General features: G+C 63.2%; 10 protein-coding genes. All 10 read right to left on the reverse strand.

Annotation, left to right across the window (positions count from 1 at the left end; genetic code table 11):
• Positions 1-12 precede the first annotated feature (12 nt).
• The 10 genes from ACILRC_RS04665 to ACILRC_RS04710 all read right to left on the reverse strand — a co-directional run bounded on the left by ACILRC_RS04665 (position 13) and on the right by ACILRC_RS04710 (position 14,295).
• Positions 13-657 (reverse strand): sarcosine oxidase subunit gamma, encoded by a 645-nt coding sequence (locus tag ACILRC_RS04665; RefSeq protein WP_395668188.1) that lies wholly within the window; start codon positions 655-657, stop codon positions 13-15.
• On the reverse strand, positions 650-3,676 hold the full coding sequence (locus ACILRC_RS04670) for a sarcosine oxidase subunit alpha family protein (RefSeq protein ID WP_395668189.1): 3,027 nt from the start codon (positions 3,674-3,676) through the stop codon (positions 650-652). Before ACILRC_RS04670 ends, ACILRC_RS04665 begins: the two co-directional genes overlap by 8 nt.
• Positions 3,673-4,023, reverse strand: a complete 351-nt coding sequence (locus tag ACILRC_RS04675) for a sarcosine oxidase subunit delta (RefSeq protein ID WP_395668190.1) — start codon at positions 4,021-4,023, stop codon at positions 3,673-3,675. The genes ACILRC_RS04670 and ACILRC_RS04675 overlap by 4 nt, the downstream gene beginning before the upstream one ends.
• Positions 4,024-4,200: 177 nt before the next feature.
• Complete coding sequence (locus tag ACILRC_RS04680; protein WP_395668191.1) at positions 4,201-5,472, reverse strand: sarcosine oxidase subunit beta family protein; 1,272 nt, start codon at positions 5,470-5,472, stop codon at positions 4,201-4,203.
• A gap of 3 nt (positions 5,473-5,475) precedes the next feature.
• A complete protein-coding gene (locus ACILRC_RS04685; RefSeq protein ID WP_395668192.1) occupies positions 5,476-7,905 on the reverse strand; it encodes an FAD-dependent oxidoreductase in 2,430 nt (809 codons plus the stop codon).
• Between the two features lie 45 nt (positions 7,906-7,950).
• Entirely contained in the window at positions 7,951-8,343 is a 393-nt protein-coding gene (locus ACILRC_RS04690; protein ID WP_395668193.1) for a hypothetical protein, read from the reverse strand.
• Between the two features lie 147 nt (positions 8,344-8,490).
• Positions 8,491-10,062, reverse strand: coding sequence for a trimethylamine methyltransferase family protein (locus tag ACILRC_RS04695; protein WP_395668194.1), 1,572 nt, complete (start codon positions 10,060-10,062; stop codon positions 8,491-8,493).
• Between the two features lie 129 nt (positions 10,063-10,191).
• Positions 10,192-10,647 (reverse strand): RidA family protein, encoded by a 456-nt coding sequence (locus ACILRC_RS04700; protein ID WP_395668195.1) that lies wholly within the window; start codon positions 10,645-10,647, stop codon positions 10,192-10,194.
• Positions 10,634-11,671, reverse strand: a complete 1,038-nt coding sequence (locus ACILRC_RS04705) for a transglutaminase domain-containing protein (RefSeq protein WP_395668196.1) — start codon at positions 11,669-11,671, stop codon at positions 10,634-10,636. The genes ACILRC_RS04700 and ACILRC_RS04705 overlap by 14 nt, the downstream gene beginning before the upstream one ends.
• Entirely contained in the window at positions 11,671-14,295 is a 2,625-nt protein-coding gene (locus ACILRC_RS04710; protein ID WP_395668197.1) for a circularly permuted type 2 ATP-grasp protein, read from the reverse strand. Before ACILRC_RS04710 ends, ACILRC_RS04705 begins: the two co-directional genes overlap by 1 nt.
• Positions 14,296-14,358 lie beyond the last annotated feature (63 nt).

A 14,358-nucleotide genomic window follows, 5' to 3' on the forward strand; every position in this document is an offset into this window, starting at 1 on the left:
GGCACGTGCCTCCTATTCGAGCGTCACACCCACACCGTACTCCAGCGCCGCATCCACCAGCGTGTGCAGCTGGTCGTAGGCGTAGGTGCTGAACACCAGCATGTCGAAGCTATCGGCGCCCAGGCGGTGCAGCACGCAGGGCACATGGTGGGTGCCGGTGAGGCGCACTTCGCCCACCGGGAAAGCATCGGCGCGCAAGTCCAGCGCAAACAGCTTGTTGAGCACGGTCTGGCACCGCGGGCCTTCGATGTGGATGCGGCAGCGCGCGTGGCTGAGGTCGGTCACTGCGCCAATGTCTGCGGCGATGGCCTGGCGCAGCTGCGCCGTCGGGTTGCCGGGCTCTGTGGACAGCAGCAAAAACTCTTCGGGGCCGGTGCGGGCCAGCAAGCCGAGCGGCGTGCTGGCGGTGAGACCGGTGCGTTGCGGCACGTTGCCAAAGACCGAGGCCAAAGCCGACAGCAGGCCGTTGATGCCGCTGATCCAGGTGCTAACCAGCACGACGCCGGGCAGCAGGCCTGCGTTGATGCGCACGCCGATCTCACCAGAGCGGTTAGGCCGCTCGCCATCAGCGTGGCCGGCAAACGGGCTGCGGGCGGCGCTGCGTACCAGCGCGGCGTTGGGTTGCGCGCCCACTGGGGTTGCTTGGGTATCAGCCACGGTAACGGGCTCCTTCTGGGTCGAGGAAACAGGGCTCCACCACTTTGAGTTTGTACTGGCGCCCGTGCACCGGCGAGGCCGCGATCACCGTCTGCCCGACGCGGCTTGTACCGCCTTGCAGCAGACCCAGCGCAATCGCTTTGCCCATGGATTTGCTATAGGTGGTGGAGGTGATATGCCCGCGGCCATGGCCCCGGATGGCGTCGTCGGCAAAAAACAAAATGGCACCGTTGTTGGGTGGCTCGTTGGCGTCCACCGCCTCCAGGCCCACCAACGTGGGGCGGTCCGGGCGCACCAGGTTCTCGCTGCGCTTGAGCGCGCCGCCCCAAAAGGGTTTTTGCGCGCTGGCCATCTTGCCTGCGCCCACATCGTCCAGCGTGGTGCGGCCGTCCATTTCGGAGCCAACCACATGGCCTTTCTCAATGCGCAGGGAGCCCAGCGCCTCCAAGCCGTAGGGCCGCAGCTTCCAGGGTTTGCCGGCTTCCATCAAGTGCGTCCAAACCGCGTTGCCGTAGTGCATGGGCGTGTACACCTCGTAGGCCATTTCGCCCGAGAAAGTCAGCCGAATGATGCGCACGCTGACGCCGTCTAGCGCACCGTAGGCTGCACCGCTCAGGCGGGCATCGAGCACGCCCATGAACGGGAAGTTGGTGTTGTCAAAGTCCAATGTGGGAAACGCGCTTTGCAACACCGCGCGCACCTGCGGCCCGGCCACGCTCATGGCCGCCCACTGGTCGGACACCGAGGCCACGGTCACGCGCAGCTCGGGCCACACCACCTGCAGCAAAAACTCCAGGTGGCTCATCACCCGCGCGGCCTGCGCGGTGGTGGTGGTCATGAAGAATTCGGTGTCGCTCAGGCGGCTGGTGGTGCCGTCGTCCATCACGATGCCGTCTTCGCGCAGCATGAAGCCGTAGCGGGCGCGGCCCACGGCCAGCTTGGCAAAACCGTTGACGTAGACGCGGTTCAAAAACTCGGCGGCGTCGGGGCCTTGCACGTCGATCTTGCCTAGGGTGGACACATCGGCCATGCCCACGCCCTCGCGCACGATCTCCATTTCGGCCTTGTAGGCGGAAGACAAATCGGCACCGTGGGTGTTGAACCACAGGGGGCGCATCCAGTAACCGGCCTCCATCATCTGGCCGCCGTGGGCCAGGTGCCAGTCGTGCATGCTGGTGCGCCGCACCGGCGCGAGGTGGCCGCGCACGCTGCGCCCAGCCAGGGTGCCGATGGTGGCGGGCGTGTAGGGCGGACGGAAAGTGGTGGTACCCACCTCGGGCAGGCCCAAACCGCGCCGCGCGGCCATGATGGACAGCGCGTTGAGGTTGGAGGTTTTTCCCTGGTCGGTGCCCATGCCCAGCGTGGTGTAGCGCTTGAGGTGCTCCACCGACTGGTAGCCCTCCAGGTGGGCCAGGTCGATGTCGTCCACCGACACATCGTTCTGAAAATCCACAAAGGTTTTGTCCACCGGTTTGGCGGTGCTGATGGGGCCTACGCTGACAAAGCCGGTGTGGGTGTCGTGCCCCTGCGGCCCGGCGGGCGCTTCGCCCACCAAAGATTTGCCGCATACCGCTGCTGCTTGCGCTGCGGCCTGCCAGCCGCTTTGGATGGCGTCTGCCACCGTTTGGGTGCCCACCATGCTGCCCGCGCCAAAGTGGCCACGGTCAAAGCCGCCGGGCACAAAGCTGGCAATTTCGGCGCGGTACACCGGGCGGATGTTGCGGTGGGATGTGAGGTGCACCGAAGGCGTCCAGCCGCCGCCCATGGCGACCAGGTCCACCTCGTGGTGCACCAGCGGCCCGGTGGTGGCGCCTGTGGCGGCATCCAACTGCGCCAGTGCGCAGCGGCGCACGCGCTGGCTGCCCTTTGCTTGTGCGATGGCGGTGCGCAGCAGCACCTCCACACCTGCCGCCTTGGCCTGCGCCATCAGCGCGGCGTCGGCACTGGCGCGCATGTCAGCCAGCGTGACTTGCGCACCGGCCCGGGCCAGCGCAATGGCATCGGCGTAAGGCGCGTCGTTGTTGGTACCAAACACGGCGCGCTTGCCCGCCATCACGGCATAGCGGTTGGCATAGGTGCCCACCGCGCCGGCCAGCATCACGCCGGGGCGGTCGTTGCCGGCAAACAGCAAAGGCCGCTCCAGCGCGCCTGCGGCCAGCACGACGCTGTTGGCGCGCAGCACATGCAAGCGTTGGCGCGGCACGCCGGCTGCCGCGTCGGCCATGCCGGGCGCGCTGCGCTCGATCACGCCCACGGTGTTGCCGTCGAACAGGCCAAAGGCGGTGGCGCGGGTGAGGAGGCGCACGCGGCCGGTGTCGGCCAGGTGGGCGAGCATTTGATCGCGCCATTGCGCTTGCGCGCTGTCGGTAGCGCTATTGAGCAGCGAGCCACCCAAGGCAAAGTCTTGTTCCACCAGGGTGACATCCAAGCCCGCGCGGGCCGCACCCAGCGCGGCGCTCAGACCAGCCGGGCCAGAGCCCACCACCAGCACATCGGGAAAGCCATGGTGCCAGTCGTAGCGGTCAGGGTCGGGCAACTGGGTGGCCTTGCCCAAGCCGGCGGCTTTGCGGATGAAGTGCTCAAAAAACATCCAGCCCTTGAGCGAGGGCATGAAGGTCTTGTAATAAAAGCCCGCCACAAACACATCGGAGAGCAGGTTGTTGACCGCCATCAGGTCAAAGTGCACCGAGGGCCAAGCGTTCTGGGTGCGCGTGACCAAGCCGGTGTGGGTTTCCAGCACGGTGGCGGCGATGTTGGGCTCGGTGTGCGCGCCGCTGCCAACGGTGAGCAAGGCGTTGGGCTCTTCCACGCCAGCGGCCAGAATGCCACGCGGGCGGTGGTACTTGAAGGAGCGCGCCACCAGGTGCTTGCCGTGCGCCAGCAAGGTGGCAGCCACGGTGTCGCCGTGCAAGCCGGTAAGTGCACTGCCGTCGAAGCTGAACTGCACCGGCTGCGCGCGGTCAATGCGGCCGCCAGTGGGAATGCGAAAGGCGCCTGCGTCGTTGGGTGCGCCGCTCATACCGATGCTCCGTTGGCGGCTGCGTTGGCTGTGGCATCAGCCACCGCGCCGGGCCGGTTGCAGCTTGCGCCCTGGGTGGCACCGATGGCGCGCTGGCGCGCGGGCAACACCTCCAAGATCTCGTGCGTCACGGTGTTGCGCCGTACCACCAGCCAACGGCGGCAGGCCAGCGTGTGCTGCCAGAACTCTTGGTGCACGCCCTTGGGGTTGTTGCGGGTGTAGACGGCATCGACCCAGCCCGCGTGGTTTTCTGCTTCCAGGCCGGGATAGGCTTTGGTGGCGTCGCCGAAGTAGGAAAACTCTTCGTGGTCGCGGATGCCGCAGTGGGGGCAGTGGATTCTTAGCATCGGTAAGTCGCCTGTAACTTGTGTTCTTGCGATGGCCCAGGGCCGGGGTTTCGGCCCGGCGGCCGACTCACTTTTCTTTGCTTCGCCAAAGGAAAGTAAGCAAAAGAAAGGCGAGCCGTGGAACGTGCCCCTGCGGGGGTGAAGGGGCGGGGGGGTAGGGGGGAAACCCCCACCGGGTCACTGCAAATGGTTATAAGGCCCATACCCCGCCTCATCGATATACCGCCCCTTCTCAAACCGGTCCATCGTGAAGCCAGCGTTGTAGGTGTGGGGCGCGTCGTTGGCAATCGTGTGGGCAAAGCACCAGCCTGAAGCTGGGGTGGCTTTGAAGCCGCCGTAGCACCACCCGCCGTTCAGGTAGAGCCCAGGCACCGGTGTGGTGGTGATGATGGGGCTGCCGTCGGGCGTCATGTCCATCACGCCGCCCCAACTGCGCAGCAGCCGCAGTCGTGCGGCAAATGGCACCAAGCTGACCAGGCCTTGCATGGTTTCGCCCCAGTTGGCCAGGTTGCCGCGCTGGGCGTAGGAGTTGTAGCGGTCAATGTGGCCGCCAAACACCAGCCCGCCTTTGTCCGACTGCGACACGTAGAAGTAGGTGGCGCTCCACACCACCACGTGGTTCACCACAGGTTTGATGGACTCGCTTACAAAGGCCTGTAGCACGTGGCTCTCGATGGGGAGCTGCAGCCCGGCTTTTTGGGCCAGCACCGAGGTGTGGCCGGCCACCGCAATGCCGACCTTGCCTGCGCCGATGTCGCCGCGCGTGGTCTTCACACCCACGATGCGTTCGCCCGACCATAGGTAGTCCAGCACCTCGCAGTTTTGGATGATGTCCACACCCATCTGGTCCGCTGCGCGGGCATAGCCCCAGGCAACTGCGTCGTGGCGGGCGGTGCCTGCGTCGGGCTGCAGCATGCCGCCGTAGATGGGAAAGCGCGCCTGGTCGGAGTAGTCCAGGTATGACGCTTCTTTCATCATCTCTTCGCGGGTCAGGATCTCGGAGCGGATCCCGTTCAAGCGCATGGTGTTGGCGCGGCGTACCAGTCCATCCAGCGAGGCCTGAGAGCAGGCGGCAAACAGGTAGCCGCGGGGCGAGAACATGACGTTGTAGTTCAGGTCCTCCGACATGCCGCGCCACAGCTCCATGCTGTGCTCGTAGAACGGGGTGTTCTCTTGCATCATGTAGTTGGAGCGCACGATGGTGGTGTTGCGCCCCACGTTGCCCGAGCCGACGTGGCCTTTTTCCAGAATGGCAATGTTTTTGATGCCGTGGTTCTTGGCAAGGTAATAGGCGGTGGCCAGCCCGTGGCCACCGGCGCCTACGATGATGACGTCGTAGTTCTTCTTGGGCTCGGGGTCGCGCCAGGCGCGTTCCCAGCCCTTGTGGCCGCCCATCGCATGCTTGAGCAGCGACCAGATGGAGTAGCGTTCACCCGAGCGTTCCACCATGGCTCACATCCGCATGCGTTTGGCTTCGGGGTCGAAGGGCGGGTCCATTTGCAGGCGTGCTGCGCGGCGCTCGCCCAGGATTTCAATCTCCAGTTGCATGTCGGGCTTGACCAGCTCGGTCGGAATGTAGCCCTGCGCCAGCGACTGGTTCACATAGTGGCCGAAGCCGCCGGAGGTGACCCAACCGACCACCTTGCCGTCCACCCAGATCGGCTCATCGCCCATCACGTCACAGTCGGTGGCGTCTACCACCATGAAGATGCGCGTTTTCTTGGGGCCGTTGGCCTTCTCTTGGATGGCAGCAGCTTTGCCGATGTATTCGTGCTTGTCGAGTTTGACGAAGCGGTCCAGACCGGCTTCGAACGGGCCGTAAATCGGGCGGAACTCGCGGAACCAGGTGCCGAAGTTTTTCTCCAGACGCAGGCACAGGAGCGCGCGCATACCGAAGTTTTTGAGCCCCAGGTCTTTGCCTGCCGCATGGATGCTCTCGAACAGGCGGCGCTGGTATTCCGGAGCCACCCAGATTTCGTAGCCCAGGTCGCCGGTGTAGGTCACGCGGTTGACGATGGCTTTCACGGTAGCCACTTCCATTTCGCGGTAGTCCATGAACTTGAAGGCTTCGTTGGACACATCGTCGTCGGTGAGGCGTTGCAGCAGTTCGCGCGACTTGGGGCCCGCAATCGACAGGCCGATCAGCTTCATGCCAAAGGGCGTGATCTTGACCGAGCCGTCCTTGGGCAGGTACTGCTCAAACCAGCGCATGTGGTAGACCTGCGCTTGGGAAGACCCCCACATCATGAAGCGGTTCTCAGCGGCCTTGGCGATGGTGAAGTCGCCGATGATCTTGCCGTTGTGGTTGAGCATGGGGCACAGCTGCAGGCGGCCCGTTTTGGGCAGCGTGTTGGTCATCAGGCCTTGCAGGAAAGCCTCGGCGCCGGTGCCGGTGATTTCGTACTTGGCGAAGTTGGCAATCTCTGTCACGCCCACGGCCTCGCGCACCGCTTTGCACTCGGCCTTGATGGGCTCAAAGTCGTTGGAGCGGTGGAAGGACACGATGTCTTTGGCCTCTGTTCCGGGTGGCGCAAACCACAGCGGTGTTTCCATCCCCCAGGAGTCGCCCATTACCGCGCCTTGCGCAATGAAGGTGTCGTACAGCGGGGTGGTTTGCAGCGGGCGTGCTGCGGGCAACTCTTCGTTGGGGAAGCGGATGCGAAAGCGGCGCGAGTAGTTTTCGCGCACTTTGGCGTTGGTGTAGGTGCGGGTGGCCCAGTCGCCATAGCGCGCCACGTCCATGCCCCAGATGTCAAAGCCGGGGTCGCCGTCGACCATCCAGTTCGACAGCGCCAAGCCCACGCCACCGCCTTGGCTGAAGCCGGCCATGACGCCGCAGGCGCTCCAGAAGTTGGTGCGGCCTTGCACCGGGCCGACCAGCGGGTTGCCGTCGGGCGCGAAGGTGAAGGGGCCGTTGATCACGCGCTTGATGCCTGCGTGTTCCAGCGTGGGGAAATGTTTGAACGCAATTTCCAGCGAGGGCGCAATGCGGTCCAGGTCCGGCTGCAGCAACTCTTGGCCGAAGCTCCAAGGCGTGGTTTTGGTGGACCAGGGCACACCGGCCTGTTCGTACACGCCCAGCACCATGCCTTTGCCCTCTTGGCGCAAATAGCTCTCGGCGCCGAAGTCGATCACATGGCCAATCTCCTTGCCCATGCTCTTGTTGAACTCCACCACCTCGGGGATATCGTCGGTCACCAGGTACATGTGCTCCATGGCCAGCACCGGCAACTCGATGCCCACCATGCGGCCCACCTCGCGCGCCCACAGGCCACCAGCGTTGACCACGTGCTCGCACTCGACCACGCCCTTGTTGGTGATGACGCGCCAGGTGCCGTCGGGCTTTTGCTCCAGGCTCTCCACCTTGGTTTGCACTTCGATGGTGGCGCCGCCAATGCGCGCCGCCTTGGCGTAGGCGTAGGTGGTGCCGCTGGGATCGAGGTGGCCTTCATTGGGGTCGAGCAGGGCGCCCAAAAAGTACTTCTCTTCGATGAAGGGGAAGTAGTTCTTGGCCTCCTTGACCGAGATGATTTCGGTCTCCATGCCCAGGTAGCGGCCACGCGCCACCGTCATCTTCAAAAACTCCATGCGCTCGGGCGTGTCGGCCAGCATGATGCCGGGGGACTTGTGCAAGCCGCAGCTCTGGCCCGAAATGCGCTCCAGCTCTTCGTACAGGCTCACCGTGTAGCTTTGCAGCATGGCCACATTGGGGTCGCCGTTGAGGGTGTGAAAACCACCGGCTGCATGCCAGGTGGAGCCGCTGGTGAGCTGGTCGCGCTCAATCAGCATGACATCGCTCCAACCCTTTTTGGTCAGGTGGTACAAAACCGAGCAGCCGACGACGCCGCCGCCAATAATTACTACGCGCGCGTGGGATTTCATTTGGTTGGAATTCCTTGTTAGACAGAAATGATAATTGAGAAAAAACTATGAAGAGCGCAAAATCGCAAGCAACGTTTGCTTCGATTGATCAGAAATCTTAGTTACGTCGGTGCCGTTTTTTACACGTAATAAAACTGTGTTTCTCCAACCTTCCCAGCCATTTTCGGGAGATTCATAAAATTCCAACATCCACTCATCTTTATTGGTGCAGGCAAGAATCAGGTATGTCTGAGTGACAGGTGGCGTGACGAGAAGCGGCCCCCAGTTTGTGCCCAGATTTTGAAACCAAACCTCAAGTTGCCGCAGTTGGTCAGAAGTGAGAAGTACAGTTTTGGGAGTTCCTGGAGTTCCTGGAGTTACCCTGAGGTCACGGTCTCGCTTAAAACCTTGGTCATAAAAATGACCGCCGCTGAAGCTAGCGGTTTTCAGATGGGGCACACTCGTACAGGCACTCGCCAAGCACGCGAAAACCAAAGCAAGGAGAACTCTGGCATTTAGAACTTGCAGTCCTCTTGACATAGAAATAGTTTTCATCGCTAAAGTGACCACTAAAGTAACTCAACGCTATTACAGGCGGCAACTCAACTAAAAATCAGTAGGCGCGCCACCTTCTTCGGTGCGCTTGGCCACAAAGGCCTCCAACTCCTCAGCGATCGCCGGGTCCATGGGAGGGCGCTCGTAGGCGGCCAGTTCCTTTTGCCAAATAGCGTTGGCTTTTTGGTAGGCGGTGGGGCTGCCGGCTTCTTGCCAGGTTTCGAAATTGCGCCAGTCGGAAATCAGCGGCGAGTAAAACGCGGTCTCGAAGCGCTCCAAGGTGTGCGCGGTGCCGAAGTAGTGGCCGCCGGGCTCCACCGAACCAATGGCGTCCAGGGCCAAGGCGGGCTCGCTGGTGTCCAGCGGTGTGAGGAACTCGGCCACCATTTGCAACAGGTCGCAGTCGAGGATGAACTTCTCAAACGAGGCCGTCAGACCGCCCTCCAGCCAGCCCGCGCTGTGCATGATGAAGTTGCCGCCGCCTTGGGTCAGCGCCCACAGCGAAAACACCGACTCGTAGGCCGCTTGTGCGTCCACCGTGTTGGCGGCGTTGACGTTGCTGGTGCGGTAGGGGACACCGTACTTGCGGCAGAGCTGGCCACCCAAGAGCACCGCCTTCATGTACTCGGGCGTGCCAAAGGCGGGTGCGCCGGTTTTCATGTCCACGTTGCTGGTAAAGCCGCCATACACCACGGGCGCGCCTTTGCGCACCATCTGCGTGAACGCAATGCCGGCCAGGGCTTCGGCGTTTTGCTGCACCACGGCGCCCGCGATGGTGACCGGGGCCATGGCACCGGCCAGCGTGAAGGGGGTGAGCATGATGATCTGGTTGCGCGAGGACATCTCGATGATGCCTTGCATCATGGGGATGTCGAGCTTGCGCGGCGAGTTGCTGTTGATGATGGAAAACAGCGAGGGCTCGCGCTCCAGTTGCTCGTGCGAAATGCCGCGGGCGATGCGCGCAATCTCGATGCCGTCTTGGTTGCGCTCTTTGCCCAGCGAGTACACATGAAAAGGCTTGTCGGTCAGCGTCGCAATGTCACGCAAACACTCGAGGTGTCGCACCGAGGCATGGATGTCAACCGGCTCGACGGGATAGCCGCCGGTGCAGTGGATGATGTCGTAACGCTGTGCCAGCTTGACCAGGTTGCGAAAGTCTTTCTGGTTGCCCGCGCGCCGGCCGCCTTGCATATCGCTGCAGTTAGGCGGGCTGGCCACCTGCGCAAAGGCGAGGTTTTTGCCGCCAATACGGATGTTGCGCTCGGGGTTGCGCCCATGCAGCGTGAACTCCGAGGGGCAGGTTTTGATGGTTTCCAGAATCAGGTTGCGGTCAAAACGCACCCGCTCGGAGCCATCTTTCACGTCGGCACCGGCCTGTTTCATGATGGCCCGTGCGCCTTCGTGCAGCACGTCGATGCCCAGCTCTTCGAGCACCCTCAGCGATGCGTTGTGGATGGATTCAAGTTCGTCTTCAGAGACCACCGGGGTGGGCGGAAAACGGTGTTGGAGCGACCGGTACTGCGCGGTTGAGAGTGCTGGGCGCACCGTGCCGCTGCCGCGACCCGCTCGCCGTCTTGGTGACGCACTGCGCGCGCCAACTTCACCCGAAATTTCGTCACTCATAGGGGGCACTCCAAGGGCTGGTTAGATATCGAAAACGATTATCTGGTCAAAGGAAAGCTGCCCCGAAGTGATGTTTTTGCAGTGTTCGCATGACTTTTTGTAATGCCGGCTGCGGGCGGCAAAAGCGGCTCAGGCCAGCTCGGCAATCATCTCGATTTCGACACAGGCGCCCATGGGAATTTGCGCCACACCAAACGCGCTGCGGGCGTGGGCACCACGCTGGCCAAACACCTGGCCGATGAGTTCGCTGGCGCCGTTGGTGACCAGGTGCTGCTCGGTGAAGCTGCTGGTGGAATTGACCAGTGACATCAGCTTGACGATGCGCTGCACGCGGTTGAGGTCGCCCACGGCGGCGTGCAGGGTGCCCAGCAGGTCGATGGCCACGGCGCGGGCGGCGAGTTTGGCCTCATCGGTGGCCATGGTGTTACCCAGTTGGCCGACCCAGACTTGGCCGTTCTTTTTGGCGATGTGGCCGCTCAGAAATACCAAGTTGCCGGTTTGCACAAACGGCACGTAGGCTGCGGCCGGTGTCGCAACGGGCGGTAAGGTGATGCCGAGCTGGTCTAGCGTGTCATAGACGTTCATCTGAGTCTCCGAGGGGTTGCGGTTGAAGTGGTTGCTGGGACGGTGTTTGCGACTGAGTTTGGGTTTGTGTTTGTGACTGCGAAACCACGAGGTCTTTCCCGGCGGCTGCATTGTCACCGACCGCAGACACGGTCACGCCAACTGTCAGGCGGTGACGTGCGCCGCCATGGATGACGCCGCGCAGCGGCGAGACATCACCAAAGTCGCGGCCCGTGGCCACGGTGACATAGTCGGGACCTGGTGCATGCCAGCCCCAGCGGTTGTTGGTGGGATCGAAGTCGCACCAGCGTTGGCTTTGGCGTTCACCCTGTGCGTTCATGAGGTCGGGTACATAGACGCTCACCCAGGCATGCGAGGCATCGCTGCCGATGAGCTTGACCTCGCCCGGCGCAGGCTGTGTCAGCAGATAACCGCTGACGTAGCGCGCGGGCAAACCGAGGGTGCGCAGGCACGCAATCATGATGTGGGAAAAGTCTTGGCACACGCCCTTGCGCTGCGCCAGCGCGTCCAACGCGGGTGTGTTGATCTGGGTGCTTTGGCTCTCGTAGCTGAAGTCGCTGTGGATGCGCTGCATCAGGTTGGCAACCGCTTGCAGTAGCGGCACGCCGGTGGTGAAACTGGGCCGTGCGTAGTCGGCAAATGCACCGTCGCGTGGCACATAGGCCGAGGCAAACACAAACTCCGAAGCGGCATCGAAGGATGTGCCAGCCTGGTAGCGAAAACTCTCGCGTACCTGTTCCCACGCCAGTTGGCCGTGGACGATACCGGAGGTTTGGGTGGACACCAGGCTGTGGGCGATCACGCTGAGCACCTCGTGCGCCTTTTGCAATGAGAAAAAGCAGCGTGTGTTGCCATACACGTCGGTCATGGCGCGCCGATGCGAAGGCTCGGGGTTGATGTGCAGGCTGTGGTCCAGCAGCGTTTGCGTGTCGTGCGCGCCGGGCTGGAGGTAGGCAATGTGCTGCGCATTCTCCACCGCAGGTGCGTAGTGGTACCGGGTGTCGTGGGTGATTTGAAGCAGCATCAGGCGCCCAGACTCTGGTTGGTCTGCCCCGAGTGGGTGAAGTAGGTGGCGCTGATGGCGTCGGATACGCGGTACGCAGCATCGCTTAATGCGCCCAGGAGTTGCTGCAAGGACACCGGCTCGACCAGCGCAGCGCTGGCATCTTGGGTCTGAGCGGGGTTGGAAAAGTTCCACCGATCCGGGTCGGGCACCTGCACCGCAATGGCGCTTTGTGCGGCGGATGCGCTGTCACACAGCTTGGCCAGTCGCGCCCGCAGGGTGTAGGCCACCCAGGCCAATGAGCGCGGGTTGTCTCGGTCGAGCACCACCAAGCTGACCAAGGCGGCCGTGTCGCGGCTTTGTTGGTATTGCGCTCGGAAAGTGATGGTGCTGTCAAACAGTGACAGCATGGCCTCAAAGCCACCGTCCATCTCCAGCAAATCGGTGGCCATTCCGCTGGAGAGGCCGTTTGCCAAAAAGGCCAGCCGCTCGATGTGGCGCCCGATGCTCAGCAGCCGCCAGCCGTCATCGCGGGTCATGCGGTCGGTTTGCGCACCCGTGATGGCGGCCAGATGGTCGCTGGCGGACTTCAGCACAGCCAGCGCTGAAGTGGCGGAGTAGTCGCCGCGCGCGCTGTGCTCACCGCATCGGGAAAAGAACTCTTGCTCGGACCGCACGATGACGCTCCACTGCTCTTGCGAGAGCCGCTCGCGCACCGCTGCTGCGGCCATTTTGAGTGCGCGCAGGTTGAAGCCCACGCTGGTGGCGCCGTCGGTGGCGCCCAGGCTCGAGATCAAGGCCCGCTCAAACACCCGCCGTGCTTGCACCGCAGAGGGCACGCCCGGCAGCACCAAGGTGTTGAACACCGCCATCCGCGTGAGCCATTGCTGCAGCGGCACCGCAGTTTGGTCTTCGCCGCCCAGGCATTCCAGCGTGAGCCTTGCCAAGCGAATGGTGTTCTCGGTGCGCTCGGTGTAGCGCCCCAGCCAGTAGAGATTTTCTGCCGCCCGGCTGGTGACCAGGCGTTTGCGGTGTACCAGCAAGCCGGTGGCGCCGGATGGGCCCATGTGGGCGGTGGTGTCGACCTCGCCATCGGTCAACACCCAGGCGTCGGCACTGCTGCCGCCACGTTGCATCGACGCGATGTCCACGCTGGTGGCGGCAATGCGCACCAGGCCACCAGGCAGAACCTTCCAGCGTGGCAGCCCACTGGCGTCCATGCCATCGGACAGGGCGAACACCCGCAGCATGGCGGACTTGGCTGCCATCTGACCCTGGCCGCCCGACCAGGTGGGAATCTGCGACAGCGGCATGAAGGCCTGCACAGTGTGTGCTTCGCCCTGGCGTGCTATGCGCCCCGCCCAAGCATCGAGTTCGGATGGGCTCAGACTGCGGCCCATCACCGACTCGAACGACTCGTACATCTCGGAGCCGGGGTAGGTCGGCTTGATGGTGTGCTCATGCAGTCTGGGCAACACCTCTTGCATGGCGCTGCGTTCGCCGCACCACCAGGTCGGCAGCGAAGGCAGCAGCAGCGATTCCTTCAGCACATGGCGCGACAGAGCGGGCAAGAAGCCCAGCAGGGCCGGGCTTTCCAGAAAGGCCGAGCCGGGCGCATTGGCCAGCATCACATGGCCGGCTCGCACCGCCTGCAACAGGCCCGCCACGCCCAAAGTGGAATCTGCGCGCAACTCCAGCGGATCCAGGTAGGCGTCGTCCACCCGCTTGAGCACGCCATGCACCGGCACCAGACCTTGCAGCGTTTTGAGGAACAGGTGCTCATCGCGCACGATCAGGTCGTTGCCTTCGACCAGGCTCAGCCCGAGGTAACGTGCCAAATAGGCGTGTTCAAAGTAGGTTTCGTTGTAGGGGCCCGGCGTCAGCAGCGCGATGTGGGCGGCGTCGCCCGCAGGGCTGGCACGTTTGAGGCTGGCCACCAGCCCCCGGTAGATCGCTGCCAGCCGCTGCACCCGCAGGGCTTGGAAGGCTTGTGGAAACTGCCGTGCCACTGCCAGGCGGTTTTCCAGCAGGTAGCCCAGCCCCGAGGGCGCTTGGCAGCGCTGGCCGATCAGCCACCATAGCCCATCAGGGCCCCGCGCCAAATCGAAAGCTGCCACATGCAGGTGCACGCCAGCTGCAGGGATTGCGCCATGCATTGAACGCAGATAACCAGGGTGACCGTGGACTAGCGCTGGTGGAAGCAGCCCTTGTTTGAGCAGGTCTTGTGGCCCGTAAACGTCGGCCATGACGGATTCGAGCAAGCGCATGCGTTGCAGCACGCCTGCTTCAATCTGTTGCCAGCTGGCTGCGTCGACAATCATCGGGAAGAGGTCCAATGACCAGGGGCGCTGTGGTCCTTCTTGGTCGGCGTAGACGTTGTAGGTCACGCCGTTGTCGCGGATCTGGCGTTGCAAGCTGGCGTAGCGACGGTCGAGTTCGCTGGGGTGTTGTGCCTCGGCATTGGCAAAAAACTGCGCCCACACAGCGTCCAGTGTGCTGTCCGAGGGGCCGACGCCATCCGAGCCGATCGAGCCATGTAGCTCATCAAAGTGACCTGCGGTCGCGACGCACGCTTGGGCTTGCGCAAGCAATGCCTGGCCGCCGGTTGTCGCTGCGAGAGAGGGTGGTTCGGTCTGGGCAGTCACAGTCAATGAGTATGCCAGCGCAGTGGCGCGGCATGGCTGCCAGCGCCGCGCGCCCGCAGGCAG

Source organism: Rhodoferax sp. (genome assembly GCF_044236835.1).
In the GTDB taxonomy this organism is placed as follows: Bacteria; Pseudomonadota; Gammaproteobacteria; order Burkholderiales; family Burkholderiaceae_C; genus Allorhodoferax.

What these genes read in the sequence shown, in the direction of transcription:
- ACILRC_RS04670 (WP_395668189.1), bottom strand. Translation starts at nt 3,676, where the DNA reads ATGAGCGGCGCACCCAACGACGCAGGCGCCTTTCGCATTCCCACTGGC.
- ACILRC_RS04675 (WP_395668190.1), bottom strand. Translation starts at nt 4,023, where the DNA reads ATGCTAAGAATCCACTGCCCCCACTGCGGCATCCGCGACCACGAAGAG.
- ACILRC_RS04680 (WP_395668191.1), bottom strand. Translation starts at nt 5,472, where the DNA reads ATGGTGGAACGCTCGGGTGAACGCTACTCCATCTGGTCGCTGCTCAAG.
- ACILRC_RS04685 (WP_395668192.1), bottom strand. Translation starts at nt 7,905, where the DNA reads ATGAAATCCCACGCGCGCGTAGTAATTATTGGCGGCGGCGTCGTCGGC.
- ACILRC_RS04695 (WP_395668194.1), bottom strand. Translation starts at nt 10,062, where the DNA reads ATGAGTGACGAAATTTCGGGTGAAGTTGGCGCGCGCAGTGCGTCACCA.
- ACILRC_RS04700 (WP_395668195.1), bottom strand. Translation starts at nt 10,647, where the DNA reads ATGAACGTCTATGACACGCTAGACCAGCTCGGCATCACCTTACCGCCC.
- ACILRC_RS04705 (WP_395668196.1), bottom strand. Translation starts at nt 11,671, where the DNA reads ATGCTGCTTCAAATCACCCACGACACCCGGTACCACTACGCACCTGCG.